The sequence below is a fragment of the Actinomadura roseirufa genome, from assembly GCF_900659635.1.
In the GTDB taxonomy this organism is placed as follows: domain Bacteria; phylum Actinomycetota; class Actinomycetes; order Streptosporangiales; family Streptosporangiaceae; genus Spirillospora; species Spirillospora roseirufa.
The window spans coordinates 12,258-38,848 of the sequence record NZ_CAACVB010000051.1 but is presented as its reverse complement, the minus strand read 5'-3'; the positions used below and the strand labels follow the sequence as shown (position 1 = coordinate 38,848).

General features: G+C 72.5%; 29 protein-coding genes and 1 pseudogene. 16 read left to right on the top strand and 14 right to left on the bottom strand.

Annotated elements, in window-relative coordinates:
• Positions 1–2,186 (bottom strand): tetratricopeptide repeat protein (locus E1291_RS44610; RefSeq protein ID WP_131738250.1); only part of this gene is annotated, 2,186 nt, incomplete at its 3' end.
• Between the two features lie 477 nt (positions 2,187–2,663).
• Here E1291_RS44610 and E1291_RS14155 point away from each other — a divergent pair.
• On the top strand, positions 2,664–3,938 hold the full coding sequence (locus E1291_RS14155) for a DUF2716 domain-containing protein (RefSeq protein WP_165495108.1): 1,275 nt from the start codon (positions 2,664–2,666) through the stop codon (positions 3,936–3,938).
• A gap of 32 nt (positions 3,939–3,970) precedes the next feature.
• Here E1291_RS14155 and E1291_RS45095 read toward each other — a convergent pair whose 3' ends face one another.
• The 3 genes from E1291_RS45095 to E1291_RS14140 form a co-directional block, all read right to left on the bottom strand.
• Positions 3,971–4,291 carry a Tn3 family transposase gene (locus E1291_RS45095; RefSeq protein ID WP_131738248.1) on the bottom strand — a complete coding sequence of 107 codons (321 nt, stop codon included), beginning with the start codon at positions 4,289–4,291 and terminating at the stop codon, positions 3,971–3,973.
• On the bottom strand, positions 4,237–4,737 hold the full coding sequence (locus tag E1291_RS45090; protein WP_131738247.1) for a hypothetical protein: 501 nt from the start codon (positions 4,735–4,737) through the stop codon (positions 4,237–4,239). The genes E1291_RS45095 and E1291_RS45090 overlap by 55 nt, the downstream gene beginning before the upstream one ends.
• A gap of 127 nt (positions 4,738–4,864) precedes the next feature.
• Positions 4,865–5,506, bottom strand: coding sequence for a TetR/AcrR family transcriptional regulator (locus E1291_RS14140; protein WP_131738246.1), 642 nt, complete (start codon positions 5,504–5,506; stop codon positions 4,865–4,867).
• Between the two features lie 78 nt (positions 5,507–5,584).
• On the opposite strand from E1291_RS14140, the gene E1291_RS14135 reads away from it, so the two are divergent.
• The 7 genes and pseudogenes from E1291_RS14135 (at position 5,585) to E1291_RS14105 (ending at position 12,538) form a co-directional block, all read left to right on the top strand.
• Positions 5,585–7,018 (top strand): DHA2 family efflux MFS transporter permease subunit, encoded by a 1,434-nt coding sequence (locus E1291_RS14135; RefSeq protein WP_131738245.1) that lies wholly within the window; start codon positions 5,585–5,587, stop codon positions 7,016–7,018.
• Between the two features lie 44 nt (positions 7,019–7,062).
• Positions 7,063–7,299 (top strand): annotated as a pseudogene (locus E1291_RS45085) (oxidoreductase); the annotation flags it as partial.
• A gap of 650 nt (positions 7,300–7,949) precedes the next feature.
• Positions 7,950–8,483 carry a 2,4'-dihydroxyacetophenone dioxygenase family protein gene (locus E1291_RS14125; RefSeq protein ID WP_131738244.1) on the top strand — a complete coding sequence of 178 codons (534 nt, stop codon included), beginning with the start codon at positions 7,950–7,952 and terminating at the stop codon, positions 8,481–8,483.
• A gap of 2 nt (positions 8,484–8,485) precedes the next feature.
• On the top strand, positions 8,486–9,757 hold the full coding sequence (locus tag E1291_RS14120; protein WP_131738243.1) for an MFS transporter: 1,272 nt from the start codon (positions 8,486–8,488) through the stop codon (positions 9,755–9,757).
• 26 nt (positions 9,758–9,783) lie between these two features.
• Positions 9,784–10,800: a 2,3-butanediol dehydrogenase gene (locus E1291_RS14115; protein ID WP_131738242.1), complete on the top strand. Its 1,017-nt coding sequence runs from the start codon at positions 9,784–9,786 to the stop codon at positions 10,798–10,800.
• Positions 10,797–11,531, top strand: coding sequence for an SDR family NAD(P)-dependent oxidoreductase (locus E1291_RS14110; protein ID WP_131738241.1), 735 nt, complete (start codon positions 10,797–10,799; stop codon positions 11,529–11,531). Before E1291_RS14115 ends, E1291_RS14110 begins: the two co-directional genes overlap by 4 nt.
• 59 nt (positions 11,532–11,590) lie before the next feature.
• Positions 11,591–12,538, top strand: coding sequence for a helix-turn-helix domain-containing protein (locus E1291_RS14105; protein ID WP_131738240.1), 948 nt, complete (start codon positions 11,591–11,593; stop codon positions 12,536–12,538).
• 3 nt (positions 12,539–12,541) lie between these two features.
• On the opposite strand, the gene E1291_RS14100 is transcribed toward E1291_RS14105, so the two are convergent.
• From E1291_RS14100 to E1291_RS14090, 3 genes are read right to left on the bottom strand one after another with little or no spacing between them, the layout of a single operon-like run.
• Positions 12,542–12,772, bottom strand: a complete 231-nt coding sequence (locus E1291_RS14100) for a DUF5988 family protein (RefSeq protein WP_131738239.1) — start codon at positions 12,770–12,772, stop codon at positions 12,542–12,544.
• 26 nt (positions 12,773–12,798) lie between these two features.
• The gene (locus E1291_RS14095) at positions 12,799–13,107 is read right to left on the bottom strand and encodes a hypothetical protein (RefSeq protein WP_131738238.1); all 309 of its coding nucleotides are present in this window, start codon (positions 13,105–13,107) and stop codon (positions 12,799–12,801) included.
• Positions 13,104–14,393, bottom strand: a complete 1,290-nt coding sequence (locus E1291_RS14090) for an MFS transporter (RefSeq protein WP_165495107.1) — start codon at positions 14,391–14,393, stop codon at positions 13,104–13,106. Before E1291_RS14090 ends, E1291_RS14095 begins: the two co-directional genes overlap by 4 nt.
• Positions 14,394–14,510: 117 nt before the next feature.
• Here E1291_RS14090 and E1291_RS14085 point away from each other — a divergent pair, with 117 nt between their 5' ends.
• Positions 14,511–15,068 (top strand): CGNR zinc finger domain-containing protein, encoded by a 558-nt coding sequence (locus E1291_RS14085; RefSeq protein ID WP_131738236.1) that lies wholly within the window; start codon positions 14,511–14,513, stop codon positions 15,066–15,068.
• Between the two features lie 20 nt (positions 15,069–15,088).
• Here E1291_RS14085 and E1291_RS14080 read toward each other — a convergent pair whose 3' ends face one another.
• The 5 genes from E1291_RS14080 to E1291_RS14060 form a co-directional block, all read right to left on the bottom strand.
• Entirely contained in the window at positions 15,089–15,520 is a 432-nt protein-coding gene (locus E1291_RS14080) for a thioesterase family protein (protein ID WP_207400730.1), read from the bottom strand.
• Between the two features lie 41 nt (positions 15,521–15,561).
• Positions 15,562–16,752 (bottom strand): acyl-CoA dehydrogenase family protein, encoded by a 1,191-nt coding sequence (locus tag E1291_RS14075; RefSeq protein WP_242614134.1) that lies wholly within the window; start codon positions 16,750–16,752, stop codon positions 15,562–15,564.
• A gap of 52 nt (positions 16,753–16,804) precedes the next feature.
• Positions 16,805–18,079: an aminotransferase class III-fold pyridoxal phosphate-dependent enzyme gene (locus tag E1291_RS14070; protein WP_165495106.1), complete on the bottom strand. Its 1,275-nt coding sequence runs from the start codon at positions 18,077–18,079 to the stop codon at positions 16,805–16,807.
• On the bottom strand, positions 18,076–19,083 hold the full coding sequence (locus E1291_RS14065) for a 3-oxoacyl-ACP synthase III family protein (RefSeq protein WP_131738235.1): 1,008 nt from the start codon (positions 19,081–19,083) through the stop codon (positions 18,076–18,078). Before E1291_RS14065 ends, E1291_RS14070 begins: the two co-directional genes overlap by 4 nt.
• Positions 19,084–19,364: 281 nt before the next feature.
• Positions 19,365–20,006 (bottom strand): NAD(P)-dependent oxidoreductase, encoded by a 642-nt coding sequence (locus tag E1291_RS14060; RefSeq protein ID WP_131738234.1) that lies wholly within the window; start codon positions 20,004–20,006, stop codon positions 19,365–19,367.
• 79 nt (positions 20,007–20,085) lie between these two features.
• Here E1291_RS14060 and E1291_RS14055 point away from each other — a divergent pair, with 79 nt between their 5' ends.
• Entirely contained in the window at positions 20,086–20,676 is a 591-nt protein-coding gene (locus E1291_RS14055; RefSeq protein ID WP_131738233.1) for a TetR/AcrR family transcriptional regulator, read from the top strand.
• Positions 20,677–20,682: 6 nt separating this feature from the next.
• On the opposite strand, the gene E1291_RS14050 is transcribed toward E1291_RS14055, so the two are convergent.
• The gene (locus E1291_RS14050) at positions 20,683–21,279 is read right to left on the bottom strand and encodes a TetR/AcrR family transcriptional regulator (RefSeq protein ID WP_131738232.1); all 597 of its coding nucleotides are present in this window, start codon (positions 21,277–21,279) and stop codon (positions 20,683–20,685) included.
• 72 nt (positions 21,280–21,351) lie between these two features.
• On the opposite strand from E1291_RS14050, the gene E1291_RS14045 reads away from it, so the two are divergent.
• Genes E1291_RS14045 through E1291_RS14030 form a run of 4 tightly spaced genes read left to right on the top strand, consistent with a single transcriptional unit; the run spans position 21,352 to position 24,280 of the window.
• Positions 21,352–21,987 (top strand): hypothetical protein, encoded by a 636-nt coding sequence (locus tag E1291_RS14045; protein WP_131738231.1) that lies wholly within the window; start codon positions 21,352–21,354, stop codon positions 21,985–21,987.
• Positions 21,988–22,005: 18 nt separating this feature from the next.
• Complete coding sequence (locus E1291_RS14040) at positions 22,006–22,806, top strand: SDR family NAD(P)-dependent oxidoreductase (RefSeq protein ID WP_131738230.1); 801 nt, start codon at positions 22,006–22,008, stop codon at positions 22,804–22,806.
• Positions 22,803–23,654, top strand: coding sequence for an SGNH/GDSL hydrolase family protein (locus E1291_RS14035; RefSeq protein WP_131738229.1), 852 nt, complete (start codon positions 22,803–22,805; stop codon positions 23,652–23,654). Before E1291_RS14040 ends, E1291_RS14035 begins: the two co-directional genes overlap by 4 nt.
• A 5-nt stretch (positions 23,655–23,659) precedes the next feature.
• Complete coding sequence (locus E1291_RS14030; RefSeq protein WP_165495105.1) at positions 23,660–24,280, top strand: NAD(P)-dependent oxidoreductase; 621 nt, start codon at positions 23,660–23,662, stop codon at positions 24,278–24,280.
• A gap of 83 nt (positions 24,281–24,363) precedes the next feature.
• Here the strand turns inward: E1291_RS14030 and E1291_RS14025 are convergent, their stop codons facing one another.
• On the bottom strand, positions 24,364–24,966 hold the full coding sequence (locus E1291_RS14025; RefSeq protein WP_165495104.1) for a calcium-binding protein: 603 nt from the start codon (positions 24,964–24,966) through the stop codon (positions 24,364–24,366).
• Between the two features lie 263 nt (positions 24,967–25,229).
• Here E1291_RS14025 and E1291_RS14020 point away from each other — a divergent pair, with 263 nt between their 5' ends.
• Positions 25,230–25,562 (top strand): YnfA family protein, encoded by a 333-nt coding sequence (locus E1291_RS14020; protein ID WP_131738226.1) that lies wholly within the window; start codon positions 25,230–25,232, stop codon positions 25,560–25,562.
• Positions 25,563–25,685: 123 nt separating this feature from the next.
• Entirely contained in the window at positions 25,686–26,591 is a 906-nt protein-coding gene (locus E1291_RS14015; protein ID WP_131738225.1) for an ABC transporter ATP-binding protein, read from the top strand.

Here is a 26,591-nt window from a genome sequence, read left to right as displayed (position 1 = left end):
GCCTCCTCACGCTGCCCGGTCTCGGCCAACCGCAGCGCGTGGTTGTTCAACGAGGCCGCCAGGTCGGGCAGGTAGGCGGCCCGGTTCGCGGCGGCCAACTCCCGGCGCAACTCGACGGCTTCCAGCGAGACCGGGACCGCCTCCTCACGCTGCCCGGTCTCGGCCAACCGCAGCGCGTGGTTGTTCAACGAGGCCGCCAGGTCGGGCAGGTAGGCGGCCCGGTTCGCGGCGGCCAACCCCCGGCGCAACTCGACGGCTTCCAGCGAGACCGCGATCGCCTCCTCACGCTGCCCGGTCTCGGCCAACCGCAGCGCGTGGTTGTTCAACGAGGCCGCCAGGTTGGGCAGGTAGGCGGCCCGGTTGGCGGCGGCCAAGTGCCGGTAGGCGTCGACGGCTTCCTGCGAGACCGCGATCGCCTCCTCACGCTGCCCGGTCTCGGCCAGCAGGGCTGCGTGGTTGTTCAACGACATGGCCAGGTCGGGCAGGTAGGCGGCCCGGTTCGCGGCGGCCAGCGGGCGCCAGATGCGGACGGCTTGACCGCCCTCTACCAGGGCGTGGGCTCGCTGGCCGGCATGCGACAGGCGAACCGCGAGGGTGTCGTGGATGCGGGCGCGCTGGGCGGGGTCGGCGGTGGTCAGGCGGTGGGCGGCCAGCCGCTGGGTCAAAGCGGCGATCCCGGCGTTCAGCTCCACATGCGAGCCTTCAGGCAGGACGGCCTCGATGGCCTCCAGCACCGTGACATCCAGGGCGTCGATACCGGCCAGGGCCTCCAACGTGGCGCCTCCGGCGCTCAGCGCCAGGCGCGGACGGGCCGTCAGCAGCGGGGCCAGCTGCGTGGTGACGATGTGCGGCCAGCGCGCCGCGGCCTGCACCAAGGTGGTCAACGCGGGCCGCACCCACACCGGCCCATCCTCACGGCTCCCCACCTCCGACGCACCCGCACCTCCACCGGTGGGGGCGGTGATGATGCGGGCGGCGGCCTGAGCCGCCCAGGCATCAGCGGGATAGCCGCTGCCGGTCTGGTAGCCCGGCGTCGACAGCGCGAGCAGGTCCTCGCCCAGCCGATCGGGATACAACGGCTCCAGCACGCTGCCGGGAGCGCTGGGCGGATAGGCGACCGCATGGTCTTTCAGGACCCGGTCGGGGTGCTCGCTGGTGCCGATCTGCGCCGACTGCACCACCGCCAGCCCATCGCCGTAGGCCTGGGAGCCGGTCAGCACCGCGGTATAGACGATCTGTCCCATCGCGCCATCGTCCACGGCCACGTCGGTATTGCGGTGCAGCCGCTGCCAGTGATCACGTTCCCGGGCCAGCAGATACCCCGAGATCGCCGCCAGCTCACGGGGCGCCGCCACCTTGCGGAAGGCGGCGTCGACCGCGGCCAACGCCGCCATGTGCACCGCCAGCACCAGGCCGAACCCCGGCTGCGCGTCCAGGTCCGCCGGCGGCCGCACCGGGTCCGCTGGGACGTTCAAGGCACGGGCGAAGGCATCGCGGGCGTCGGTGAACAACCGGGCCCGGTCGATCTGGTCCCCCAACGGCGGCAGCCCGACCGGGTCCGCCGCCGCGGTGAACTTGTCGATGTTGAAGGCCAGGGTGTCCCACCACGCGCCCGCAGGCCGCGCCAGCAGCAGCACCCGCGCCCCCTGTCCAGTGGCATCGCCCAGCAACGCCAGCAGATCGGCCACCGGCCACCGCTCGGCGTAATCCACCAGCACCAGCACCCCGCCCTCCCCGCGGGGACCGGCCGCTCTGGCGTCGGGGTCGGCCGCCGCGGCCGGGTCATCGGCGTGCCGGGCCACCAGCACCCGCCATCCCGCCTCCAGCGACTCCTCGCCGAACCGTGCGGCCAGCCGGGACTTGCCCTGTCCGCCCGGCCCGTGCACCAGCAGCACCGGCTCGCCCGGCCGGTCCCGCCACGCCCGCAACCGCTCCAGTTGCTCTGCCCGCCCGGCAAACGGCACCTGCTGCAAGCCCGCCTGCAACAACAGTCCCGGACGCCGGCGCGCCTTGTCCACCGGCACCGCCGGCCCGGGGGCGGGGAGGGCCTCCAGCCGATACAGCGGCCGCTCGCCTTCGATCCGCACATCGCCCCGCACCCCGGCGATCTGGGTCACCGACCCGAACACCACCGAGCCGGCCACCATCTGCCGGCCGCGTGCACGCCGCTTGAAGCCCGCCGGCACCCCCCGCTGAGGCTCGGAGCGCCGCCGGGGCCACCCGGCTACGGCTCCTCCCGCAACTCAACGTCTCCGCGGGCACCATCGACCTGGTCCACCGGCCCGGTGATCTGCGACCCCATCACCGACTGCCCGCCCCGCCGACCGGCCACCACGACATGCCCCACCAGCCAGATCGCCGAGCCTGCAGTGATCACCGCCCCTGCCCAAGCCACTACACCCCGTGCCATACCCGACATCATCACCCCGACGGCAAGATCAGCACCGGCGATCGACCCGGAACGGTCGGGCCGCTTCCAGTCCGCAACCGGTCACCGCCACTACCCTGTCCGGAAAAGTAGAGGTTTCCGGGCGGCCCGGAGGATGGGATGGCGAAGAGGCTGCTGTCCGAGGGCCCGTCGGCCGGGCGTCCGCTGCGGGTCGGGTCGTGAGCCAGGCATTGAGCGGTCGTGTCTCGGGCTATCGCCCTGCTTGAATGCCGGCGTGGCGCTGGATATGAGGCAGCTCCTGGCGGAGCACGACGGCACGCTGCGAGGTCACGTTCGAAAGCCTCCGCGGATTGGCACCGTCGTAGAGCGGATCGGCCCGCTGAACCTCACGCACTACGGTACCCACTGCGTCGTTGACCACCGCCCGCTGGAGGTGGAGGACTCGGCTTCGGTCGTGCGGCTTGTCCGGCAGGTGCAGGCATCCGCAGCCGCATGTGCGGAACCTGTGGAGTGGCGTGTGTTCCACCACGACGCGGCGGCGTCGCACCTGAGCATGGCGCTCGACGCGGCCGGCTTTGCGGCAGGTTGGGAGCGCAGTGTCTTGGTCGGTGAGATCGCCGAGCTCAACTTCCCCGAGCCGGAGTGGGAGACCGTCCGGTGGGATGAACCGCAGGCGCAGCAGGCACTCGACCTTGCGGCCCGAACCGGCCCGCATCGGTTCCCCTTGGCGACCTGGCACGCAATGCGCTCCGACCCGTACTGGGACGTCGAGGTTCGTATGCTGACCGACCGCGGAACGGTCGTCGCAGCCTGCTGGCTGGAGAACGTCTCCGACACCGCCTACGCCGTCGTCGGAGGGCTGACCGCAGGCCGCCCCGATCTCCTGGCTCAACTACCGTCGCGGCGGTTACGGCCGCAGCCCAAGCAGTTCCTGCTCGCCGACGCCGATGGGCAGGTGCGTGACGTTCTGCTCGCCACCGGATTTCGTGATGTCACGACCGTCAGATCCCACCACTGGACCCCGCCGGGCGAACCTGCGGCGACCCCGCCTGCAAGGCACTCGCTCTACAACGGCGAGAGCGAGCGGATCGCGCGCCGCTGCAAGGCCCGCGTCGGCTTCGACTATGACAGCGGCAGAGGACGCTATCGCGCGCCAGTCGACTCGCGCCGCTGGTTCTACGGCCTGCTGGGCGGCCGAAACGACCCGGTGATCGCGACGGCCGAAAGCGTCATCGAACGCGGCCTGCGCGCCTGCGTCCGACGCGGCGAATGGGTGTACCAGTACCGGCCCTACCTCAACGGATGGGAGTTCGACCCGCACCGCGTCGGCGGCCCCGGGCAGCCGTCCTGGCCGGGAAGCGCCATCGCTGACGATGAGTTTCAGTTCCTCACCACGGCGGACGCCCGCCTGGGCACATTCGACCACTACACGGAACAAACCCTTGTCGTCTACGGAGAAGATCTCCTCGCACAGGTCACGGACGACCTAGACCGACTACTCGGCGGCGGGACCTGGACTTTCGGTTCGCAGATCTCCCACCCGGCTTAGGTTGCAGCGGACAATAACCCCGGGTCAAACCACTATCGATCGAACCGGCAAACGGCTACGCGTGATCTCGCAGAGATGTTCCTCAACCTCGTCATCGGTGGAGGGGGTGTGGAAGGGACACGGGCAGGTTTCGAGGTCGGCGCGGGAGAAAGCGTAGCGGCCGAGGAACGCCCTCGCGGTAGCGCCGACGCAGCTGCCCGCGCCGGCCGAAGGCGATCCGGCGAGCCAGGCGGTGGCGGGTAGTGGGCGAACGCGTCACCCAGCCCGGTGGGGCGGCCGTCACGCGACAGCATCCGGATCAGGTCGCAAGCGCGGACCTGGCCCGTGGTGAGGGAGCCGGCGACGCGCAGCATGTCCGCCCATGCGCGCGGATGCGGTCCAGGCGGACGGTGTGGCGTGACATGTGGTTCAGCGGACCGTAGGTGGTGCCGCAGGCTCCCGGAACCACGACACCGCCGATGCCCATCGCCTGGTCGTTGACGACGTGGTAACTGGCGATGTCCCTGACCTCCACGGTGACCTGAGTGTTCAGATCGCCCATGCGGTTCTTGAGCTCCGCGTCACGGCCAGGCAGGATCGCCAGGTCTATATGGACCATCGCCTCGGTGACCTCACCATTGCCAATGACCGCCTCGGTGATCGAGCGGAAGCGGGTTTTGAAATCTGGAAGAGCACTACCGATCAGCTCGGCCGCGTGGGATGCAACGCCGGCGCGAACCCGTGGCGGTCGAACGCGCCGGTGAGCGCAGCGGAGTACTCGACGGTGATCTGTGGCATGCCGCTCGTTGTCGACCGGCATCGCCGACTCGGCCGGCCGCGCCGGCCCGATCAGGTTCCGCTATCTGACGGCTTAGGACGGCCGTTCGTCCGGTCGTTGAAGGCACGCTCTACGTCAGCTGAGACGACCGCTTCAGGGGCCCCGGCGTTCAGGGACGGCTCGGTCGCCTTTCTCCGGCGCCGAAGGTCTGGAGGAAGGTGTCGACGGCGGCGTGGGCCAGGTCGTGTAGTGCTGTGTCGTCGATCGGGCGGGTGCCCATTCGGGTGCGGGCTTCCAGTGGTCCGGTGAGCAGGGCTAGGAACTGTTCCGCTGCCATGTCGGGGTCGGTGATGCGAAGGCGGCCGGCGAGGGCGAGGCGGGCGAGCCGGTCGGCCAGCGCCTGGGTGAGGTGGTGCGGCCCGCTCTCGGTGGCGGTCTCCAGGGTGTCGGGGAACCGGGTGATCTCCGTGTAGAGCAGGCGCCGCATCGCGCACGCGCGGTCATCGGTGTGCAGGACCAGAAGCCTGTGCCCGACCTCCTGGAGGGTGGCGCGGAGGTCGTCGCCGGGGTCCTTGAGCGGTTCGAGGGCCGCCAGCCGCTCGGCCAGGATGGCCTGCCCCGCGGCGCGCATCGCCTCCCGGAACAGGGTCGCCTTGTCGTTGAGGTGGCTGTAGACGGTGGGTTTGGCCACGCCCGCCTCGGCGGCGATCTCCTTGACGCCCGCCCCGTCGTAGCCGCGGCGGGCGAACACGGCGAACGCGCCCTCCAGGATCGCCTGCCGCCGGTCGCCGCTCCCGCGTGTCGCCACCATGACCCGATTGTACCCACGGGTTCAACCTACCTGTCTCCTGGGTTGCATCCTGACTCTCAGGATCATTAACTTGAACCCGTGAGTCCAACACCTTCTGATGATCGCCTTGATGCCCGGCTGCTGGTCACGATCGGCGTGGTCCTGCTCGGTGGCCTGCTCGGCATCCTGAACAGCTCGATGGCCGCCGTGGCGACGGGCACCCTGGCCACCGAGCTCGACGCCTCGCTCAGCACGGTCGGCTGGGCCTCCACCGGATTCCTGCTGGCGGTCACCGCCACGATCCCGTTCACCACCTGGGCCGTGGACCGGTTCGGCGGGCGGCGGCTGTGGCTGGCGGGCCTGGCGCTGTTCATCGCCGGTTCCCTGGCCGCGAGCCTGGCGTGGAACGCCGGCAGCCTGATCGCCTTCCGCACGCTGCAGGGCGTGGGCGCGGGGCTGCTGGATCCGCTGGTGCTGATCCTGCTGGCGCGGGCGGCCGGGCCCGCTCGCGCCGGGCGCGTGATGGGCCTGATGGGCGTGGTCCTGTCGCTCGGCCCGGTGCTCGGCCCGATCGCCGGGGGCGCCATCCTGGACGGCCTGTCGTGGCGCTGGATGTTCCTGTTCAGCGTGCCGGTCGGGCTGGTCGCCCTCCTGCTGGCCGTGCGCGTGCTGCCCGCCGAGCCCGTGGCCGACGGAGCGCGCCCCCGGCTGGACGTGCTCGGCCTGGCACTGCTCGCCCCCGGGTTCACCGGCCTCGTCCTGGCCCTGTCGCAGGCGGCCGAGCAGTCGGCCTTCACCGCCTGGCAGGCGCTTCTTCCGCTGGCGGCGGGCGCCCTGCTGCTGGTCGGCTACGCCGTGCACGCGCGGCGGACGCGGGACGTCCCGCCGCTGATCGACCTGCGGTTGTTCGCCGGTCGCGGCTTCACCGCGAGCGTGACCATCATGGGGCTGGGCGGGCTGGCCAACTTCGCCGCCCTGTTCGTGCTGCCGCTGTACTACCAGCAGGTTCGCGGGCACGGCGTGCTCGCCGCAGCGCTGCTGATGGCCCCGGCGGGCCTGGGCGGCGCGATCGCCATGCCGTTCGCCGGGCGGCTGTCGGACCGTCTCGGGCCGCGCGGCCTGGCCACCGGCGGCGCGGTGCTGGCCCTGGTCAGCGCGCTGGCCTTCACCCGCGTCGGCACCGGCACCGCCGAGGCGTGGCCGGTCGCGGCCGCGCTCACGCTCGGCCTGGGGATGGGCTTCTTCAGCGCCCCCACGATGGGGTCGCTGTACCGCAGCCTGCCGGGCCCGATGGTGGCCCAGGGCAGCTCGGTGCTCTACATGCTCAACCAGCTCGGCGCGGCGCTCGGCGTCGCCGTGGTCACGCTCATCCTGCAGACCGCCGACGCTCCGGTCACCGGCTTCCACGGCGTCCTGTGGCTCACCGCCGGTGTGCTCGCGGTGATCCCGGCCGCCGTCCCGCTCCTGCCCGGCCTGCCGCCCGCCCCGGCCGCTCCCCAGCAGCCCACCATGTCCGGAAGGACGACCCGTTGAACGACACTCCGAAGACGATCGTGATCACCGGTGGCACCGACGGGATGGGCCGCGCGCTCGCCCGCCGCCACCTCGGCCGGGGCGACACCGTGGTCGTCGTCGCCCGCGACGCCGCCAAGGCCGCCGCCCTCCCCGGAGCGGAGTTCATCGCGGCGGATCTGAGCCTGGTCAGCGAGAACGTCCGGGTTCTCAAAGAGATCAACACCCGGCACCCGGTCGTGGACGCCCTGGTGCTGTGCGCCCGCTACTTCCGCTCGGCCCGGTTCGTCACCGGCGAGGGGTTCGAGGGCACCTTCGCGCTGGAGTACCTGAGCCGGTTCCTGCTCAGTCACGGTCTCAGCGAGCCCGGCGTCATCCTCAACGTGTCCGGTCCCGGAGTGCCGATGGGCCGCGTCCACTGGGACGATCTCATGCTCGCGCGCGGCTATGACGGGGTCGCCGCGCAGATGCAGGCGGGACGGGCCAACGACCTGCTCGGCGTCGCCTTCGCCGAACGCCACGCCACCGCGCGCACCCGGTACGTCCTGATCAACCCCGGTCCGGTCGCGACCGGCTTCGCCGCCAGTACGACCCGGCGACCGCCGCGCACGTCGCCGCGCTCAAACGGCACGGCCGCCCCGTCGAGGAGGGCATCCAGCCCATCACCGCCCGCGTCGACGACCCGCCCGCCGCGCCGCTCAGCGCCTTCATGCGCTTCGACCCGATCAGCCTCGGCCACGCCTCGTTCGATCCGGGGGCGGCGACCCGGCTCCACGACCTCACCCACACCCTGCTGCACGGGCGGGCCACTCGCGGGCCCGTCCGGTGACCCTCGCCGGACCGGTGGTGACCGGAGCGATGTCCGGGAAATGCAAACGGGCACGTCGGGGACAGGAAAGACGGGGACGGGCCGGAACAGGTCTACTCGCCGCAACGGAGAGGAGACGTTCACATGCCTGAAACCCCCGGTTCGGAGTTCTGGAAGAACCTCAAGCCGATCGAGAACTCGCAGAAGCCCGACGCGCTGCCCGAGGTGTACCTGTCCAAGGTCGCCACCGACGATGACCGGTACTACGTGCCGTTCACCGAGACGGTCGGGTCGCGGCCGCTGTGGATCAACGTCAAGGACAACACCTGGTCGGACATCCTGCGCTCCACCAGCGCCGGGCTCGTCAACCGGCACTACCACCCGCACGAGGTGTTCGCCTACACGATCTCCGGCAAGTGGGGGTACCTGGAGCGGCCGTGGACCGCCACCGCCGGCGACTTCATCTACGAGGCCCCGGGGGAGGGGCACACCCTCGTCGCCTACGAGCACGAGGAGCCGATGAAGACCCTGTTCATCGTCAAGGGCCCGCTGATCTGGCTGGACGAGAACGGCGAGCCCGAGGGCTTCTTCGACGTCCACGACTACATCGACATGTGCCGCAAGCACTATGACGAGGTCGGGCTGGGCGCGGACTACGTCAACGCGCTGTTCCGCTGACCATGGCCGACACGCTCACCCGGAGCGCGCCCGCCGACGCCGACAGGTACGAGAATAGGCTGCTGGTCATCCTGTTCCTGGCCTTCGGATTCGTCTTCTTCGACCGGCAGGCCCTGGCGTTCCTCGCGCCCTACATGGACGACGACTTCGGGCTGTCCAACTCCCAGCTCGGCATCCTGTCCGGGGTGCTGGCGCTGACCTGGGCCGTCTCGGGGATGTTCGCCGGGAGCCTGTCGGACAGGCTCGGGCGGCGCAAGCCGATCCTCATCGGCGCGGTCCTCCTGTTCTCGCTGTTCTCCTCCGCGTCCGGGCTGATGACCGGGTTCGTGGGCCTGCTCGCCGCCCGCGCCCTGATGGGCACCGCGGAGGGCGCCGTGCTCCCGATGGCGCAGTCGCTGATGGTGGAGGCGTCCCGGGAGTCGCGCCGCGGCCTCAACATGGGGCTGCTGCAGGGCTCCTCGGCGGGCCTGCTCGGCGGCATCGTGGCGCCGATCGTCGTGGTCCGGCTCGCCGACGCGTTCGGCTGGCGGACGGCCTTCTTCGTCACGATCGTCCCCGGCGTGATCATCACGGCGCTGGTGGCGAAGTACGTGCTCGAACGGGCGCCCCGGGCGGCCATGGACGTGGCGCCGGTCCCCGCGCCGGTCGCGCAGGACTCCCCGAAGGTCCCCGTGAAGGACGTGCTGCGGCTGCGCAACGTGGTGGTCTGCATGCTGATCGCCTGCTGCTACCTGACGTGGTTCATCACGCTGATCACTTTCACGCCCAAGTACCTGACCGACGAGAAGGGCTGGAGCTCGGGCACGATGAGCGCCGTCATGACCTGCCTCGGCGTCGCCTGGGTGCTGTGGGGGTTCGCCACGCCCGCGATCTCCGACCGGGTGGGCCGCAAGCCCGCGCTGATCGGGTTCACGGCGCTCGCGGTGTGCTGCCCGATCGCGGTCGTGTACGTCGGGAACCCGGTGCTCCTCGGCGCGCTGATGATCGTCACCTACACCGGGCTCGGCTGCTTCACGCTGATCATGGCGACCATCCCGGCCGAGACCGTCCCGCGCGCGGCGCTCGCCACCGCGCTCGGCGTGATCATGGGCGTGGGCGAGCTGGCCGGCGGGTTCCTCGGCCCGCTCGTCGCGGGCTGGGCGTCCGACACCTGGGGGCTGCAGGCCGCCATGTTCATCGCGGCGGGCGGCGCGGTGATCGTCGTCGCGCTGTCGTTCGCGCTGCGCGAGACCGCGCCCGCCGTGCTGCGCCGCCGTGCCGGGGCGGCCGCGTGACCACCCCGGCGGACGAAGGGACACATGTGAGAGCGGCGGTCTGGTACGGGGCGCGGGACGTCCGCGTCGAGGACGTCCCCGCGGCGGCCCCGCGCGCCGGGGAAGTGGCGATCACGGTCGCCTACTGCGGGATCTGCGGCAGCGACCTGCACGAATACCTGGACGGGCCGCACGCCGTCCCGGTGGACGCGCCGCACCCCGAGTCGGGCCGCCGGGCCCCGCTGACACTCGGGCACGAGTTCTGCGGCACCGTCGCCGAGGTCGGCCCTGACGTGACGGGCTTCCAGCCCGGCGACCGGGTCGCGGTGGAACCGCACTACCGGTGCGGCACGTGCGCCCGCTGCCGGGCGGGCGAGTACAACCTGTGCCGCCACTTCGGGTTCGCCGGGCTGATGGGCGACGGCGGGCTCGCCGAACGGGCCGTCGTCCCGTCGTACATGCTGCACCGGCTGCCCGCCGGGGTGCCGCTGGAGCAGGCGGCGGTGCTCGAACCGGCCGCGGTGGCGCTGCACGCCCTGCGCAGGTCCGGGCTGCGCGACGGCGAGACCGTCGCCGTCTCCGGCCTCGGGCCGATCGGGCTGCTGGTCGTGCGGCTGGCCGCCCACTACGGGGCGGGGCGGATCGTCGCGTCCGACCCGTCCGCGAGCCGCCGCGCGCTGGCCCGCCGCCTCGGCGCCACCGAGGTCGTGGACGCCGGGCTGCTGCCCGCGGGGGAGGCGGACCTGGCGTTCGAGGCCGTCGGGACCGAGGGCACGCTGCGCGACTGCCTGGCCGCCACCCGGCGCGGCGGCCGGGTCGTCCTGCTCGGGCTCGGCGGGACGTTCGCGGTCGACGCGTTCGCGCTGGTCAACAACGAGCAGACGATCATCGGGTCGGTCGGGTACCGGGACGTCTACCCCGAGCTGATCCAGCTGGTCGCCGAGGAGGGGCTGGACCTGGCCGCCATCGTCACCTCGACCGTCCCGCTCGCCGACGTCGTCCGCGACGGCTTCGAGGCCCTGCTGACCGCCAAGGAGGAGATCAAGGTGCTGGTGCGGCCATGACCGAGGGGTTCGAGCCGGGGCTGTGCGCCGGGCGGCGGGTGTTCGTGACCGGCGGCACGTCCGGGATCGGCGCCGCGACCGCGGTGCTGTTCGCCGAGCTGGGCGCCGAGGTCGTCGCGCTCGGCCTCCCGCCCGCCGACCCGGGCGAGCTGCCCGCCCACCCGGGCGTCCGCGTCGTCGAGCACGACGTGCTGGACGGCGGCGGGCTGACCGGGCTGATCGAGGGCGCGGGCCGGCTGGACGCCCTGGTCAACTGCGCGGGCGTCAGCCACGACCGCGACGAGTACGACCTGGAGCGCTGGCGCCGCGTCCTGGAGATCAACCTGACCGCCACCATGGTCGCCTGCCAGGCCGCGCGGCCCGCCCTGGCCGGCACCGGGGGCGCGATCGTGAACGTGTCGTCGATGTTCGCCTTCTCCGGCAGCCGGGACCGGCCCGCCTACAGCGCGAGCAAGGGCGGGATCTCCCAGCTCACCCGGTCCCTGGCGGCCGAGTACGCGGCCGACGGCGTGCGGGTGAACGCCGTCGCGCCGGGCTTCGTCGTCACCCCGCTCGCGCGCGGGCTGCTCGACGACCCGCCCGCCGCCGCGGCCGTCCTCGCCCGGATCCCCGCCGGACGCTACGGGCGGCCCCGCGAGGTGGCGGCGACGGTGGCCTTCCTGTGCTCGCCCGCCGCGTCCTACGTCAACGGCGCGGTCCTTCCGGTGGACGGAGGCTATCTGGCCGTGTGATCACCATCACGAAGTATGCTCCGTGCGAGGACCGCCCGACGCCCGGGAGGAGCACACCGATGCCGGCGCCCGCACACATGATCTCCCACGCGACCACGGAGAACGTCGATCCGCGGGAGCGGATCGAGTTCTGGGAGGAGTACAACCGCAAGGCGCTCGTCGGGCTGTCGTGCACCTCCTACTCCGAGCGCGGGCTGCTGGCCCGGCAGTCCAACTTCCGGCTCGCCGACCTCCGGCTGGCCGAGATCAGCGGGAACGCCCACGCCATCGAGCGGACCCCGCAGGTCGCCAAGGCCGCGCCGAAGGACTCGGTGTTCGCGACCCTGCTGGTCAAGGGCGAGGCGGTCTTCCTGCACGAGCACGGCTGCCTCGCCGCCGGCGCGGGCGACCTCGTCGTCTACGACACGCGCCGCCCGTACCTGTTCGGCTTCTCCTCCTCCATGCGGCAGTTCCTCGTGGACATCCCGCGAGACCTGTTCGTCCAGGAGTGCCTGGCGGGGGGCGTCCCCGGCCCCATGCTCTTCGGGCGGGGGACGGCGCGCGAGGGCGGCCTGCTGGCGGCCCTCCGCTCCGTCCTGGAGAACCCGGGCGCCGGAGACCCCGCCGCGTCGCGCGACACGGTCCTCGGCCTGATCCGGACGCTGGCGGCCGAGCGGTCCGGCGGGCGGTCCGCCCCGGCCGCCTACCAGGCCCAGTTCATCCTCGCCGAGAACTACATCGAGCGGCACCTGCACGACGCCTGCCTCACCCCGGCGCAGGTCGCGGGGGTCATGGGCGTCTCCGTCCGGCACCTCGGCCGGATCTTCGAGTCGGCGGGCACGACGCCGTCCCGGCACATCCTGGAGCGCCGTCTCCAGCGGGCCCACGACGAGCTCACCGCGGGCACCGCCGGGACGATCGCGGACGTCGCGTACCGGTGGGGCTTCTCCAGCCAGGCCCATTTCGCCCGGTTGTTCCGGTCCCGCTTCGGCCGTACCCCCACCGAGGCGAGGGCGGGCGCGCGATAGGGGTCATTCGGCGATCTCGGTCCGCATGGCCCAGCGGAAGACCTGCGCGTGGCCGTCGAGGGGATGCGGGAGCTCGTCGGCGACGAAGTGCTCGTAGCCGTTCTGGAAGGGAACCTTCACCTTCGACTCCCCGTGCGGGACGCGCCTCCTGCGCTCGTGCGCGGGGAGCCGGTCGGGGCCGCCGATGAGGACGGCGCTGTTTTGGGTCGCACCCTCGTCGTGCGAGGCGTCCATGCCATGCTCCTTTCCTGGTGGGGCCGTCACGGGCGGCCGGTCACGTCCGGGACCGCCGGGAAGTCGTCGCAGCCCACGCCGGGCGCGAGGTGCCGCGGCGGCGGCGCCTCCCGCTCGGCCGAGCCGCTGCCGACGATGCGGTACCCGGCCAGGCTGGACAGCCGGGCCCGGTCGCCGCCGGCGCGGGTCTCATAGCTCCAGCACCGCTGCTCGGGGCTGTAGACGGAGGCGACGAGCGTGACGTGGTGTCCCTCGCGGTCCTCCAGGACCATGGCCGGCTGGATCGGGAGGCGGATGTGCTCGCTCTCGGAGGCGAGCACGGCGTGCGAGATCATGATTGCTCCTTCCGGTGGGTGGTGCGGGTGGAGACGAGATCGGGTGCCGGCCGTCCGGACCGCTCCCCGCCGTCCGGACGCTCCCTGGCGCCCATGCGGGCCTCCAGGTGTGCGGAGCCGGTGGCGATGAGGCCGATCCCCGCGGCGGTGGTCACGATGGCGGGCACGGGACCCGCCAGATCGAGCAGGGAGGCGACCAGCAGCCCGCTGGCGCCGTAGCCGACGCCGCCGGAGGCGTACAGCGCGGAGAATCCGGTCGCCCAGTCGTGCTGGGGCAGCCGCTGCTGCAGGACGAGGTTCCGGGCGGTCAGCACCGGGGCGTTGAGGATCCCCGCGACGACCAGGACCGCGAACAGCGCCCACGGGTCGGACAGGAAGGCCACCGCCAGGACGCATCCCGCCATGCCCAGCAGCAGCGCCACCGCCTGCGCCTGGTAGCCGCCCGGCCACGAGCGCAGGCCGTAGAGCAGCCCGCCGGCGATGCTCGCCACGGCGAACGCGCTGAGCAGGGCGCCCGCCAGCGCGGGAGCGCGGTGCAGCTCGTCCAGGCGGGCGGGGAGCGTGATGTCGAGGGCGCCCACGAGGTACATGACGGCGGCGCCCAGCAGGAGGGCGGGCAGGGCGGGGCCGAGGACGGCGTGCAGGGGCCGCCGGTCCGCGGCCTCCGGGACCGACGGGCGGTCCCGGGCACCGCGGATCCGGTGCGCCAGCAGAGCGGGGACGGCGCCCGCCACCGCCATGACCACCAGGCCGGTGATCGGGGACAGCAGCGTCGCCGTCGTCGCCGCCACCGCCGGCCCACCGGCCCACATCGCCTGGTTGAGCGAGCTCTCCAGGCTCATCGCGCCCTTCCGCCGTTCCTCCGGCACCCACGACGCCATGAGGGCGCGCATGCCCCCGGGCGCGCCGGACGCCGCGCCGCCCGCCAGGAAGGCGGCGGCCACGAGCGGCCACAGCGGAAGGACGGCCGCCGACGCGGCCATGAGGGCGAACAGCACCGTCTGCACGGCCAGGCCGCCGCGCAGCTCCGCGGCGACCGGCCGCCGGTCGAGGCGGCGCCCGAGCCAGGGCGCGAACAGGGCCTCGCCGAGCGCGTGCCCGGCCGCCAGCAGGCCGCCCGCGGCGTAGGAGCCGAGGAGATGCCCGCCGAGCAGGACGAACGTGAGCGGGGCCATGGTCACCGGGAGGCGGATCAGCGCCATGCAGGCGAACCAGACCCACCATCCCGGAAGCGTCACGACCGCGCGGTAGGGGCCGATGTTCCGTCTGTCGTCGTTACCGTTCATAGTGATAAGGGGCATGCGGTCGTAGGGGTGTTGTCGGAGTCTTTTCCGTGGTCATGGGCTGTCTCCGCTACCGGTTACCGTCCTATGCTGGTGACGACTCGATGAAGGGCGGAGGAGATGGCTCCCAACCGGCTCGCGCCGGCCTACCTGGAGGACGTCCGCGTGCTGATCAACACGTGGCACATCCCCAACGAGACCCGCGTGGAGACCGACGAGTTGCCGCGGCTCGCCGACGACCCGCGGCTGTGGCGCTCGACCTTCGGCGACCTCGCGGTCCCGCGCCGGGGCCGGCTCACCGAGCTGATCGACCTGCGCGCGACGCTGCGCGCCGATCTGGGCCGCGTCCCGGCGGGGATGAACCGCTGGCTGCGCGCGGTTCCGGTCACGGCCGTGGTGGGGGAGGAGGGCCGGCTGGAGCTGGCGCCCTCCCGCGACGACACGGCCGGGCAGATCCTCGCCAAGTTCGCCCTGGCGCTGCACCACGGCGACTGGCGGCGGATGCGCGCCTGCGACGACTGCGCCTGGGCGTTCTACGACAGCTCCAAGGGCAACACCCGCCGCTGGTGCCGGATGTACGGCGAGGGCGAGGGCCGGGCCTGCGGCAGCATCGCCAAGGTGCGCGCCTACCGCAAGCGCCAGGAAGGCTCTCCCGGCGTCCCGGCCCCCGCTCGCTGAAGCGCCGCGCATCGCCGGCCTCAGGACGCCCGGGTGCGGCGGTCGAGTCCCTCCTGGAACCGGCGGCGGTCCACCAGGGCCCGGGTGTGGGTCCCTTCGAGGATCTTGCCCGCGCCGTCGTGCCCGGTGACGGTGAAGCTCATGACACGGCCGTCGACCCCGTCCAGGCGCGCGGTCACCGTCACGAGATCGTCCACCGGGGTGGGCGCCAGGTGGGTGCTGGAGTGGCCGACGCCGACGGTCATCTGATCGTCGGCGACGTCCCGCTCGACGGCGCGCATGGCCGCGATCTCGCTCAGCCACAGCAGTACCGGGGTCGCCAGGACGGGCAGGTCGTTCCCCCAGTTCGACGCGGCGTCGGCGGCGCCGACGCGGTGCTCGACCGTGCCCTCGCGGCCGGTGGCCGGCATGGTCTCGGCGCCGGTGGCCGTGCGCGTGTTCGCGGTGCTCATGATCTGCTCTCCTTTCCGTGGGGGTGGTCCGGACGGGTCGTTCAGGCCGCCGCGGCGGACCGTCCGCGGCCGGCGTCCTCCTTCTCGGCGGCCAGCCGGACCATCTGGTTGAAGACGTTCTTGCGCTGCATCTCCGCCGTCCCCCCGGCGATGAGCGTGCCGAGGGCGTCCAGCAGGCGGCGGCTCTCCGAGCCGGCCATGTAGGCGCGGTGGCCGAGGACGCGCAGGATGTTCTCCGTTCCGGCGCGCAGGGTCTCCCCGGCCTGGAATTTCGCGGTCGAGCACATCAGGGACGCGTGGGGCGAGTCGCGGAGCAGCGCGTCCAGCGCGCCGTAGGAGACCCAGCGCGCGGTCTCGATGCCGAAGCGGGTGTCGGTCAGCCGGCCCTGGACGTACTGGAAGTCGGCGATCTTGTGCTTGAAGGCGTCGCGGTTCTGGGCGAACGCCAGCAGGTCGTCCAGGACCGGCTCCAGGTAGGCGGCCGCGAGGACGCCGTAGAGCAGCCGGTCCAGCGAGATGGTGTTGTAGACGGTCTCCAGTCCGGCGCCGGGCCGGCCGAGGACGTCCCCGGGCTCCACCCGCGCGTCCCGCAGGCGGATGGGGCCGGTCGGGCTCGTCCGGTTGCCGAGCATGTCCTCGGCCGGGCCCTGGGACACGGCGTCCTGGTGGAGGTCGACGAGGAACACCGACAGGTCCCGCCGCCCGAGCTCGGGGACGCGGCCCAGGATCAGCGCCACGTCCGCGACCGGCCCGTTGGTGATGTGGGTCTTCTCGCCGTCGAGGCGGTGGCCCTCGCCGTCGGCGCGTCCCCGCGTCTGGATGCGGGCGACGTCGGAGCCGCCGGTGGTCTCGGTGAGCGCGGTGGCGCCGACCTCTCCGCCCAGGAGCCGGGGGAGCCATCGGGCGCGCTGCTCCGGGGTACCGAAGGCGAGGACGGAGCGGATCAGCCCGGCGTGGGCCACCATCGACAGGACGAAGCCCAGGTCGCGGCCGCCGAGGGCGACCCCTTCGAAGGCGGCGACGAAGTCCCACCAGGAGCCGCCGTCGCCGCCGAGCTCCACCGGCACGGGCAGCCGCCATATCCCCGCGTCGGCCAGTTCCTTCCACGAGTCGAGGTCGAGGCGGCCGTGCTCGTGGCAGTCGTCCGCGCGTTCGGCGACGGTCTCCCGGGCCAGATCCCGGAACCGCCGGCGGACGCCGGGGTCGGGAAGGCCCATGGACATGGTCGGCATGGCTGTTTCCTCCTTCGAGGATGACGAGAAGTGTGGGGGGTGGGGGAGCGGCTCAGGAGAGGAGGGCCGGTGCGGCCTCGGCAGGTCGCGCGGCCAGGCTCTCCAGCGCCCGGCCGAGACGTCCGAGCAGATCGTCGATCTCCGTGGCCGAGATCGTCAGGGGTGGTGCGACCAGGACGGACTGGGTGGCGGCGTCGATCCCGCTCGGGTAGAGCAGGAGCCGCTCGTCGGCGGCGGCGGCGACCAGCCGGCGGGCCACCGCGAGCGGGTCGCCGTCCTCGGGTCCGGGGGCCAGGCCGAGGCCGAGCAGCAGGCCCTGCCCGCGCACCTCGGTCACCGCCGGGTTCCCCCGGACGAGGTCGCGCAGCCGGCGTTCCAGGTCGGCGCCGACAGCGGCCGCGCGGGCGGGAAGATCATGCCGCCGCAGGTAGGCGAGGACCTCTGCGCACACCGCCGCGCTCAGCGGGTTGCCCGCGTTGGTGTGCCCGAAGACGGCCGTGGAGGGGTCGCCGCCGAAGGCGTCCAGTACCCGGTCGTGGACGAGCACACCGGCCATCGGCGTGTACCCGGCGGACATGCCCTTCCCGAGGGCGAGGAGGTCGGGGACCACCCCGGCGTGGTCGCAGCCGAACCAGCGTCCGGTGCGGCCCAGCCCGCTCATCACCTCGTCGGCGATCAGCAGGACGCCGTTGTCCCGGCACAGCCCGGCCAGGGCGCGCAGCACCGGCGCCGGAAGCGGCGCGGCCCCGCCGGACGCGCCGGCGATGGGCTCGACGACGATCGCGGCGATGTTCTCCGCGCCCGCGGCGCGCACGGCGCGCCGCCAGTCGTCCAGGCCCGGCCGCAGGGCACCGGGCGCGCCGCGCACCAGCACGGTCCGGTCCGGCAGGAGCGCGCCCACCTGCCGGCGCCGCTCGGGATGCCCCGACGAGCCCAGCGCACCGGCCGTCATGCCGTGGTAGCTCGGCTGGTCGGCGACGATGAGCCGCCGCCGGTCCTCACCGCGCCGGTGATGGAAGGCGGCGGCCAGGCGCAGGGCGGTCTCCATCGCCTCCGAGCCGCTGTTGGCGAACTCGGCGTGGCGCAGGCCCGCGGGGGCCACCAGCGCCAGCCCTTCCCGCAGTTCACGCACGGAAGACGAGGTGAACTGCGTGCGGTAGGCGAAGCAGACCTGCTCGGCCTGGGCGCGCATCCGGTCCAGCACCTCCGGGACGCCGTGCCCGAGGTTGACGTTGACCGCGCCCGAGCATCCGTCCAGCCACTGGCGGCCCTGGTCGTCGTAGAGGTGGACGCCGCGTGCGCGGGTCACGAGGGGCAGAGCGCTCACCGGGCCTCGCCCCCGTCGGCGGCGGGCCGGTGCCAGGTGAGGGCCGCGGCGCCCGCCGTCATGCCGCCGCCGACCGAGGCCAGGACGATCCGCTCGCCGTCGGCGATGGGCCTGGCCCGGTCCATCTCGTGGAGCGTGACGGGCACCGACGCCGCGGCGGTGTTGCCGAGGTGGGGAGCGGTGAAGAACGTGCGGTCGGGCGTGACGCCCAGCCGCTCGGCCAGCACGCCGAGCAGCCGTGCGTTGGCCTGGTGGAAGACGAACCGGTCGACCTCGTCCCGCCGCCAGCCGGTGTCGGCGAGCACCTGGTCGACGATCTTGGGAATGATCTCCATGACGTAGTCGCGGACCGCGCGGCCGTCCATGCCGAACAGGTGCCGGCCGTCGCGCAGGGTCTCGGGGGTCAGCGGCTCGCGTGTTCCGCCGGCGGGCACCCCGACATAATCCTGGTACTCGCCGTGGGCGGCCAGCACGCAGGCGTGGACGCCGTACCCCTCCGGCACCTCGCCGAGGAGCACGGCCCCCGCGGCGTCCCCGAACAGGCTGACCGTCTTCGGGTCGCGCTGGTTCATGATCCTTGAGTAGAGGTCGGCGCCGACCACCAGCGCGCGCCCGGCGGACGAGCCGGTGGACGTCATCGCGTGGGCCGCCGCCAGCGCGTACACGAACCCGCTGCACACCGCGTTGAGGTCGAACGCCGCCGAGCCCGAGAGCCCGAGCCGGTGCTGGAGCATCACCGCGGTGGCCGGCTGCGGCTGGTCGGGCGTGGACGTGGCGACCGCGATCAGGCCGACCTCTCCGCCGCCCGCCGCCTCGATCGCCTGCCGGGCCGCGGGTTCGGCCACCGAGGACGTCGACTCGTGCGGCTCGGCGTAGCGGCGTTCGCGGACGCCGGTGCGTTCGACGATCCAGCCGGGATCGACGTCACTCCACTCGGCGATCTGCGCGTTGGACACCGTCGAGCGCGGCACATGCGCTCCGGTCCCGAGGATTCCGATCGGCATCCGGGAGCCTCCTATTCACCATCTTTTGTGATTCCCGGTTACACGTTCGCCTCCCAACCAACACGAGGTCCGGCCGGGTCTCAAATCGGGAGCGGCCAACCGAAGGATCGTGACCAGCGGGATCGCGAACGACTCCATGGCGTCTACCCAGTTGGGCGCGCTTACTCGGAATCGATACGGAGATGGCCGGATCGGGACACCTGGACATGAACTCCGCGCCACCGGACAGGGCAAGCCGTTTGCCTGCTTACCGTCATCAAGCAAAGACGGTAGCGTGCGGCTCAGGCGCCGACGGAGACGACCCGTCCCGCGGCGGCCGGGTCGGCGGCGACGTCGAGCATCGCCGCCGCCAGGTCGCCGCGGGTGATCTGGATGCCCCAGAACACGTTGCGGTCGACCGCGCTGCGGTAGGACCCCTTGCGCGGCCGGTCGGTCAGGCGCCCCGCCCGGACGATCGTCCACGCGAGCCCCGAGCCGCGCACCTCCCGCTCGGCCCGGTCCATGTCGGCGAGGGAGGGCGCGAGCAGGCGCCGCAGGATCAGCGGCTTGACCAGGTACCGGGTCATCGGGTCGTCGCCGGGACCGGGCGCCATCGCGCTGTTGCTCGCGATCACGAGCCGGCCGCCGCCGCACGACCGCATGGCGGTGACGATCGCCTCGGCCGCCGCGGCGCACACCCCGGCCGGGGCCCGCGGGTCGCGCGGCCCGATCGCGCTGATCACGGCGTCCCGGCCGAGGACGGCCGCCTTGATCTCACCGGACGCGGTGAGGTCGGCCCGCACCACCTTGACGCGTTCGCGCAGGTCGCCGGGCAGTCCGTCCGGGTCGCGGACGACGACGGTCAGCGCGTGACCGGCGTCCAGGGCCTGCCGGACGAGCTCCAGGCCGGTACGGCCGGTCGCCCCGAAGGCGGTGATCTCCATCGTGGATCTCCTAGGTTAGTAAATATTCACTCACCTCTAGAATGGTGAGCGAACACTCACCCCGTCAAGAGGAGGGCGCGTGAGCGCGCGAGAGCGGATCCTGGACGCGGCCGCCGAGGTCATGCGGGAGCACGGGGTGGCGCACGCCACGACCAAGCAGATCGCCCGCGCCGCCGGGTACTCCGAAGCCCTGCTCTACAAGCACTTCCGCGACAAGGAGGAGATCCTCCTGTTCGTCCTGCGGGAGCGGATGCCCGCCTTCCCGGGCGCCGCCGTGCCGGGCGAGGCGACCGTGGAGGCGAACCTGGTCGCCCTCGCCCACGGTGCGCTGCGCTTCTACCGGGACGCCTTCCCGATGATGGCCTCGATGGTGGCGCAGCCTCGGCTGATGGCCGCGGCGCGGGAGGCGCTCGGCAGGTACGGCGCCGGGCCGCGGCACCCGGTGAGCGTCCTCGCCGCGTACCTGCGCGCCGAGCGGGAGCGGGGCCGCGTCGCGGCCGGGGCCGACCCGGACGCCGTCGCGGCGCTGCTGATGGGCGGCTGCTTCCAGCAGGGTTTCCTGCACTACTTCGACCAGGAGCCGGACGTGCCGGAAGCGGTCGCCGTCACGCTGGTGAGCGGCGTCCTCCCGGCGCTCGGACTCGACGCTCCGGAGGCGGCGGCGCCGTGAGACGCGTCACGCCGTCCGCTCGTGGAAGGCGACCGCGGCGGCGGCGATGAGGCGGGCCGCCTGCGCGGTGTCGCGGGAGGCGTCCGCGCCGGTGAGGGAGTCGTAGGTCTCGAAGCTCGTGAGCTGCCAGATCATGTCGACCGTGTCGGGCCCGGTCCCGGCGCCGAAGCGCTCCAGCAGGCTGACCAGCGCCGATCGGCGCATCTCGTTGCGGTCGCGCAGGAGGCGGTCCAGGACGCGGTCCAGGACGGCCATCCCGTGCAGCCTGCGGATCACGAGCGGGTCCGAGGCCCAGAAGACGCAGAACGCCTCGCTGAAATGGTCCAGGGCCGTGGTCAGGTCGGGTGCGGTGAACGCGGGCTGCAGGTCCATCCCCGACTGGCTCGCGATGGAGTCGAACAGGGCCTCCAGCAGGCCGGACTTCGAGCCGAAGGCGTTGTAGACGGTCTGGCGCGACACGTCGGCCGCCTTCGCGACCGCGTCCACCGAGACCTGCGTCGTCGACGCGCCCGACAGCAGGGTCCGGGCGGCGGTCAGCACGCGGAGCCGTGTCTCCTCGGCCGCCGCCGTGCGCTTGTCGGAGCGGTAGTTGCGCGGGCTCATCGGCTTGACCGCCTCCCTAAGTTGGATTTACTGTCTGTCCAACGAATTCTAGCATCCGAACTCGGAGGCATCATGCCTGATCAACCGCCCGGCCCGTTCGAGCGGCGCCTGCCGCCGGCGGGGATCGCGTTCGCCGTGCTGTTCATCGCCGGGCTCATCGTCTCCACGGCGCTGAGCAGCCGGACGTTCCCCTCGCCCTACGAGTCCGAAGCCGTGATCAAGGGCTACTTCGCCGACAACACCGGGCAGGTCCGCGCGCTCGGGCTGCTGCACACGCTGTCGGCCCTCGCCCTGGCGGCGTTCACCGCGGGGCTCGCCGGCCGCGTCCGCGACCGCGCCGGCAGCCTGCTGGCCCTGGCCGCCGGCTCGATCGCGGCGGTGTTCCTGCTGGTCTCCGGCATGTGCAGCGTCGCGCTCGTCGCCGACGGCACACCGGACAACGTCGTGACCACCCTGCACGAGCTGTCGTTCGTGGCGGGCGGCGCGATGCACGTGGTCTTCCTCGGCACGCTCGTCGCGGTCGCGACGGCCTCGCTCGGCCTGCCCCGCGCCCTCGCCGTCCTCGGCTGGATCTCGGCCGCGCTGTCGCTGGTGGCCGCCGCCGCCCTCGTGTCCGAGCCCGCCAGCTTCCTGCTGCCGCTCGGACGGTTCACCGCCCTGCTGTGGAGCATCGTCACCTCGGTGTGGCTGCTCCGCCGCGCCGCCTGAAACCTCGAAAGGATCATCATGACCAGCCTTCGACCCCTGGACGGCCGCGTGGCGATCGTGACCGGTGCCAGCCGCGGCATCGGCGCGACCAGCGCCAAGGCCCTGCACGAGGCCGGCGCCGCCGTGGTCCTGGCCGCCCGTGACGCCGGCGCCCTCGACGCCCTGGCCGGCGAGATCGCCGCCGACGGCGGACGGGCCCTGGCCGTCCCGACCGACGTGACCGACCCCGCCGCCGTCGAGGCGCTCGTCCAGCGGACGCTCAAGGAGTTCGGCCGGCTCGACGCCGCGATCAACAACGCCGGCGGCGGCGCGCCGCCCGTCCCGCTGGCCGACATGGACGTCGCCGACTTCGACCGCACGCTCGACGTCAACCTGCGCGGCGTCTTCCTGGCCCTGAAGTACGAGATCCCCGCCATGCTCGAAAGCGGCGGGGGAGCGATCGTCAACATGTCGTCCACCGCGGGCCTGCAGGCGGTCGGCGGCCTGGCCGGCTACGTCTCGGCCAAGTTCGCCCTCGTCGGGCTCACCCGGACGGCGGCCCTCGACTACGCCGAGGCCGGGGTGCGCGTCAACGCGCTGGCCCCGGGCCCGATCCTCACCGAGCAGCTCGAGCGGGCCGGCGAGCAGGCGCGGCAGGGCGCCGGGCGGGCCATGCCCATGAAGCGCGTCGGCCTCCCCCGCGAGGTCGCGGACGCGGCGGTGTGGCTGTGCTCGGACGCCTCGTCCTTCATCACCGGCGCGACCCTCCCCATCGACGGCGGCAAGCTCGCGGGAACCCCGCCCTTCGGCAGGCCCGCACCCAGGAAGGAATCGGAATGAGCGGCACGAACCCCGGAACCGAATCGCAGACGGCCGACAGGACCGCGCTCACCGAGCGGCTGGTCCGGTTCCAACAGCCCGGAAAGTCCCTGTTCTACCTCGGCCGGGTGGAGGAGACCCGCGTCGCCGAGCTGTTCGGCCTCGACCTCGACGCCTACCGGGCGATGCTCGCCGGGTTCGAGGACCAGGTCCGCGAGGTCGCCGGGGAGCTCCTGGCCCGGCCCGGGTTCGGCGAGCTGGTGGACCGGCTGCCCTTCGAGGCGGACCAGCACATCGTCGCGATCGGCGAGAGCACGACGGCCGACCGGCTGTCGTGGTTCGAGATCCTGCGTCACCTCCTGGCGCTGCGGCGGCCCGCCGAGTCGATCCGGCTCACCAACCTCGCCGTCTCCGGATCCAGCACCACCCAGGCCCTCACCCTGCTCCCCGGCCTGGCGTTCCAGCGCCCCGACCAGGTGCTGTGCATGCTGGGGGCCAACGACGTCCAGCGGCTGGGCCCCGGCGGACCGTCCCTGGTCAGCCTGTCGGAGACCGAACGCAACCTGCGGGCCCTGCGCGACCTCGCCGGGCGGCGGGGTCCCCTGCGCTGGACGTGGCTGACGCCCTCCGCCGTGGACGAGGCGCGGGTCGCCGAGTACACGCACTTCCAGCGGGCCGGGCTCAGCTGGGCGAACGAGGACATCGACGCCGTCGCCGAGTTCCTGCTCCGCGAGCCCGAGCCCACCGTCGACACGCGGTCCCTCCCGCACTCGGGCGACGACCCGCACCTTCCCGACGGCGTGCACCTCACGCTGGAGGGACAGCGCGATGTCGCCGTCGCCGTGGTCCAGGCCCTGGCCGGCGCATGAAACTCATGATCTTCGGTGTCACCGGCGGCACCGGCGCGCAGTTGCTGGAGCAGGCGCTGGTCGCCGGGCACGACGTCACCGTGCTGACCCGCAGGCGCCTTGGGATCGAACACGCCCATCTGACCGTCCTGCGCGGCGACGTGCTGGAGCCGAGCTCATGGCGGTCAGCCGTCGCCGGCCAGCACGCGATCATGTCGTGCCTGGGCAGCACCGACCGCAAGAACCCGACCACCGTCTACTCCGAGGGGGTATCGAACATCCTGGCGGCCATGCGTCCCGGTCCCGTGCGCCGCCTCATCTGCCTGTCGTCGGCGGGGGTCGAGATCACGCCCGAGGTCCCGGCGCTCCAGCGGCTGGTCACGAAGTACGTCATCGGGCCCCGCTACAAGCACGCCTACGCCGACATGGTCAGGATGGAGCAGAAGCTCGCGGCCAGCGACGTCGACTGGACCGTCGTCCGCGCGCCGATGCTCACCGACGGCCCGCTGACCGGACGGTACCGGACGGCGGCGAACGGCCATCTCACCAAGCCCAAGGCCATCTCGCGCGCCGACCTCGCCCACTACCTGCTCACCCACGTCACCGACGACGATCACCGGAAGGCCGTCGTCGAGATCTCCCCGTGAGGGGCGGGCGACCCGCCCGGCGATGACCCGGCCATGGGGGGCATCGCCGGACGGGCGCGGCACCGGTCTCGGGGATCGGCCGCTCAGGAGATCTCTTCGCAGTTCACCGTGTAGAGGGTGCCCTCGCCGCCGATGCACTTGTCGTGGCCGGGACCGCCGTCGATGACGTCATGGCCCCCACCGCCGTCGATGACGTCGTTGCCGTCACCGCCCCAGAGGTTGTCGTTGCCGTCCTCGCCCTTCAGCCGGTCGTCACCGTCGTTGCCGAAGAGGTTGTCGGTGCCGGCGTTGCCGTTGAGGTAGTCATTGTTGCTGCCGCCGAGCAGGGTGTCGGCCCCGGTGCCGCCGCGGGCGGCGACCGATCCGGTCGGCTGGGCCAGGAAGTAGCCGATCCAGTCGTTCTCGCCGTCCCCGCAGACCACCACGTCCGAGCCGAACGGGCCGTCGGTGATCTGGTCGAGGAAGACCCGGTCGTCACCGGCCTGGGCGGAGATGACCTGGCCGTTGGAGGCCCAGATGTTGTCGTTGCCGGTCGTGCCGTTCACGGTGACGGTCAACGCCCCGCCGGTCCGTTCGTCCGGACAGGTCGCGTTCGTGCCGCCCGTGGCCGGCGCGGCCGACGCCACGGCGGGGTGCAGCGCGGCACCGAGCAGCGTCATCGTCGTGAGGATCGTCCTGATGCGCATCCGACCGTTCTCCTTTCGCTGCCGGCCCATCGCCGACATCACCCCTTATTCGCACTTGTCATTCCCCGGAAAACAAGATCGGTGACCGAACGCGGACAAAGGAAGCTGATCAGCGGAAGTGCATTTTGTGAATTGTGATAAATGCATCGTTCCGGAAATGGCAAAGCGTTGTTCGAAGTGATGAGAGGCACAAATCCGCCGTCGGGAAAGGGTGCGATGAACAGGGCGAACGGCCGCGGCCACGGATTGCTACGGTGCGGTCCATGACGATCGCGCGTTCCCTGGTCCTGTTCGCCCTGGCCGCCGTCGCCGAGATCGGAGGCGCCTGGCTGGTGTGGCAGGGTGTGCGCGAGCACCGCGGGGCCTGGTGGATCGGCGCCGGCGTCGTCGCCCTGGGCGTCTACGGCTTCGTCGCGACCCTGCAGCCCGACGCGAACTTCGGGCGGATCCTCGCCGCCTACGGTGGCGTGTTCGTCGCCGGGTCGCTGGCCTGGGGCATGGTCGTGGACGGGTTCAGGCCCGACCGGTGGGACGTGATCGGCGCGGTGGTATGCCTGGCCGGGGTCGCGGTCATCATGTACGCGCCCCGCTCCTGATCCACCCTCACGCGCGGGGGGCGGACGGTCGCCCGGTCGTAGGCCGCCATCATCCGATCGGTTGATGCCGGTTCCAGCGCGATGGGCGATGCCCGGCGAGGGCGCCGCACGGGAACCTCAGGCATGGCGATCATCGAAGTCGACCGGCTGAGAAAGTCCTACGGCCGCCGGACCGTGGTGGACGGGGTGTCCTTCTCCATCCCGGAAGGCGAGATCTTCGGCCTGCTCGGCCCCAACGGGGCGGGCAAGACCACCACCGTCGAATGCGTCGTGGGGCTGCGCAGACCCGACTCCGGTGACGTCCGGGTGGCGGGAATGAACCCGGCCACCGACCGGAAGCGCGTCACGCCGATCCTCGGCGTCCAGCTCCAGCACAGCGATCTGCAGGACAAGCTGACCGTCCGCGAGGCGCTGGAACTCTACAGCGCCTTCTACAAGGACCCGGTGGACTGGCGTGACCCGGCCGAGCGGCTCGGCCTCGCCGAACGGCTCGGCGACCCGTTCGGCGGACTGTCCGGCGGGCAGAAACAGCGCCTCTTCATCGCGCTGGCGCTGATCGGCCGCCCCCGGGTGCTGGTCCTGGACGAGCTGACCACGGGCCTGGACCCGCACGCGCGCCGCGATGTCTGGGAGCTGATCGCCGACGTCCGGGACGGCGGCGTGACGATCCTGCTGGTCACCCACTTCATGGAGGAGGCCCAGCGCCTGTGCGACCGCGTGGCCGTGCTCCGTGCGGGCACCCTGGCCGCCCTGGACACCCCCGCAGGGCTCATCGGAAGCGCCCGCAACGCCACGGTCGTCTCCTTCGTCCCCTCGCGGGCACCGGACGACGAGGCGCTGGCCGCCCTGCCCGCGATCCGGAGCGTGCGGCGCGCCGAGGACGGGCGCCTGGAGATCGCCGGGACCGACCAGACCGTCGAGGCGCTGATGTCCCTGCTCGCCCGCAACGGCATCACCGCGCACGGCCTGCGCGTGGAGAACGCCACGCTCGACGACGCCTACCTCGACCTCACCCGAGAGGAGCACTGA

What these genes read in the sequence shown, in the direction of transcription:
- E1291_RS45095 (WP_131738248.1), bottom strand. Translation starts at nt 4,291, where the DNA reads ATGCTGCGCGTCGCCGGCTCCCTCACCACGGGCCAGGTCCGCGCTTGC.
- E1291_RS45090 (WP_131738247.1), bottom strand. Translation starts at nt 4,737, where the DNA reads ATGCCGGTCGACAACGAGCGGCATGCCACAGATCACCGTCGAGTACTC.
- E1291_RS14140 (WP_131738246.1), bottom strand. Translation starts at nt 5,506, where the DNA reads ATGGTGGCGACACGCGGGAGCGGCGACCGGCGGCAGGCGATCCTGGAG.
- E1291_RS14125 (WP_131738244.1), top strand. Translation starts at nt 7,950, where the DNA reads ATGCCTGAAACCCCCGGTTCGGAGTTCTGGAAGAACCTCAAGCCGATC.
- E1291_RS14120 (WP_131738243.1), top strand. Translation starts at nt 8,486, where the DNA reads ATGGCCGACACGCTCACCCGGAGCGCGCCCGCCGACGCCGACAGGTAC.
- E1291_RS14110 (WP_131738241.1), top strand. Translation starts at nt 10,797, where the DNA reads ATGACCGAGGGGTTCGAGCCGGGGCTGTGCGCCGGGCGGCGGGTGTTC.
- E1291_RS14105 (WP_131738240.1), top strand. Translation starts at nt 11,591, where the DNA reads ATGCCGGCGCCCGCACACATGATCTCCCACGCGACCACGGAGAACGTC.
- E1291_RS14100 (WP_131738239.1), bottom strand. Translation starts at nt 12,772, where the DNA reads ATGGACGCCTCGCACGACGAGGGTGCGACCCAAAACAGCGCCGTCCTC.
- E1291_RS14095 (WP_131738238.1), bottom strand. Translation starts at nt 13,107, where the DNA reads ATGATCTCGCACGCCGTGCTCGCCTCCGAGAGCGAGCACATCCGCCTC.
- E1291_RS14090 (WP_165495107.1), bottom strand. Translation starts at nt 14,393, where the DNA reads ATGAACGGTAACGACGACAGACGGAACATCGGCCCCTACCGCGCGGTC.
- E1291_RS14085 (WP_131738236.1), top strand. Translation starts at nt 14,511, where the DNA reads ATGGCTCCCAACCGGCTCGCGCCGGCCTACCTGGAGGACGTCCGCGTG.
- E1291_RS14080 (WP_207400730.1), bottom strand. Translation starts at nt 15,520, where the DNA reads ATGAGCACCGCGAACACGCGCACGGCCACCGGCGCCGAGACCATGCCG.
- E1291_RS14075 (WP_242614134.1), bottom strand. Translation starts at nt 16,752, where the DNA reads ATGCCGACCATGTCCATGGGCCTTCCCGACCCCGGCGTCCGCCGGCGG.
- E1291_RS14065 (WP_131738235.1), bottom strand. Translation starts at nt 19,083, where the DNA reads ATGCCGATCGGAATCCTCGGGACCGGAGCGCATGTGCCGCGCTCGACG.
- E1291_RS14060 (WP_131738234.1), bottom strand. Translation starts at nt 20,006, where the DNA reads ATGGAGATCACCGCCTTCGGGGCGACCGGCCGTACCGGCCTGGAGCTC.
- E1291_RS14050 (WP_131738232.1), bottom strand. Translation starts at nt 21,279, where the DNA reads ATGAGCCCGCGCAACTACCGCTCCGACAAGCGCACGGCGGCGGCCGAG.
- E1291_RS14045 (WP_131738231.1), top strand. Translation starts at nt 21,352, where the DNA reads ATGCCTGATCAACCGCCCGGCCCGTTCGAGCGGCGCCTGCCGCCGGCG.
- E1291_RS14040 (WP_131738230.1), top strand. Translation starts at nt 22,006, where the DNA reads ATGACCAGCCTTCGACCCCTGGACGGCCGCGTGGCGATCGTGACCGGT.
- E1291_RS14035 (WP_131738229.1), top strand. Translation starts at nt 22,803, where the DNA reads ATGAGCGGCACGAACCCCGGAACCGAATCGCAGACGGCCGACAGGACC.
- E1291_RS14030 (WP_165495105.1), top strand. Translation starts at nt 23,660, where the DNA reads ATGATCTTCGGTGTCACCGGCGGCACCGGCGCGCAGTTGCTGGAGCAG.
- E1291_RS14025 (WP_165495104.1), bottom strand. Translation starts at nt 24,966, where the DNA reads ATGCGCATCAGGACGATCCTCACGACGATGACGCTGCTCGGTGCCGCG.
- E1291_RS14020 (WP_131738226.1), top strand. Translation starts at nt 25,230, where the DNA reads ATGACGATCGCGCGTTCCCTGGTCCTGTTCGCCCTGGCCGCCGTCGCC.
- E1291_RS14015 (WP_131738225.1), top strand. Translation starts at nt 25,686, where the DNA reads ATGGCGATCATCGAAGTCGACCGGCTGAGAAAGTCCTACGGCCGCCGG.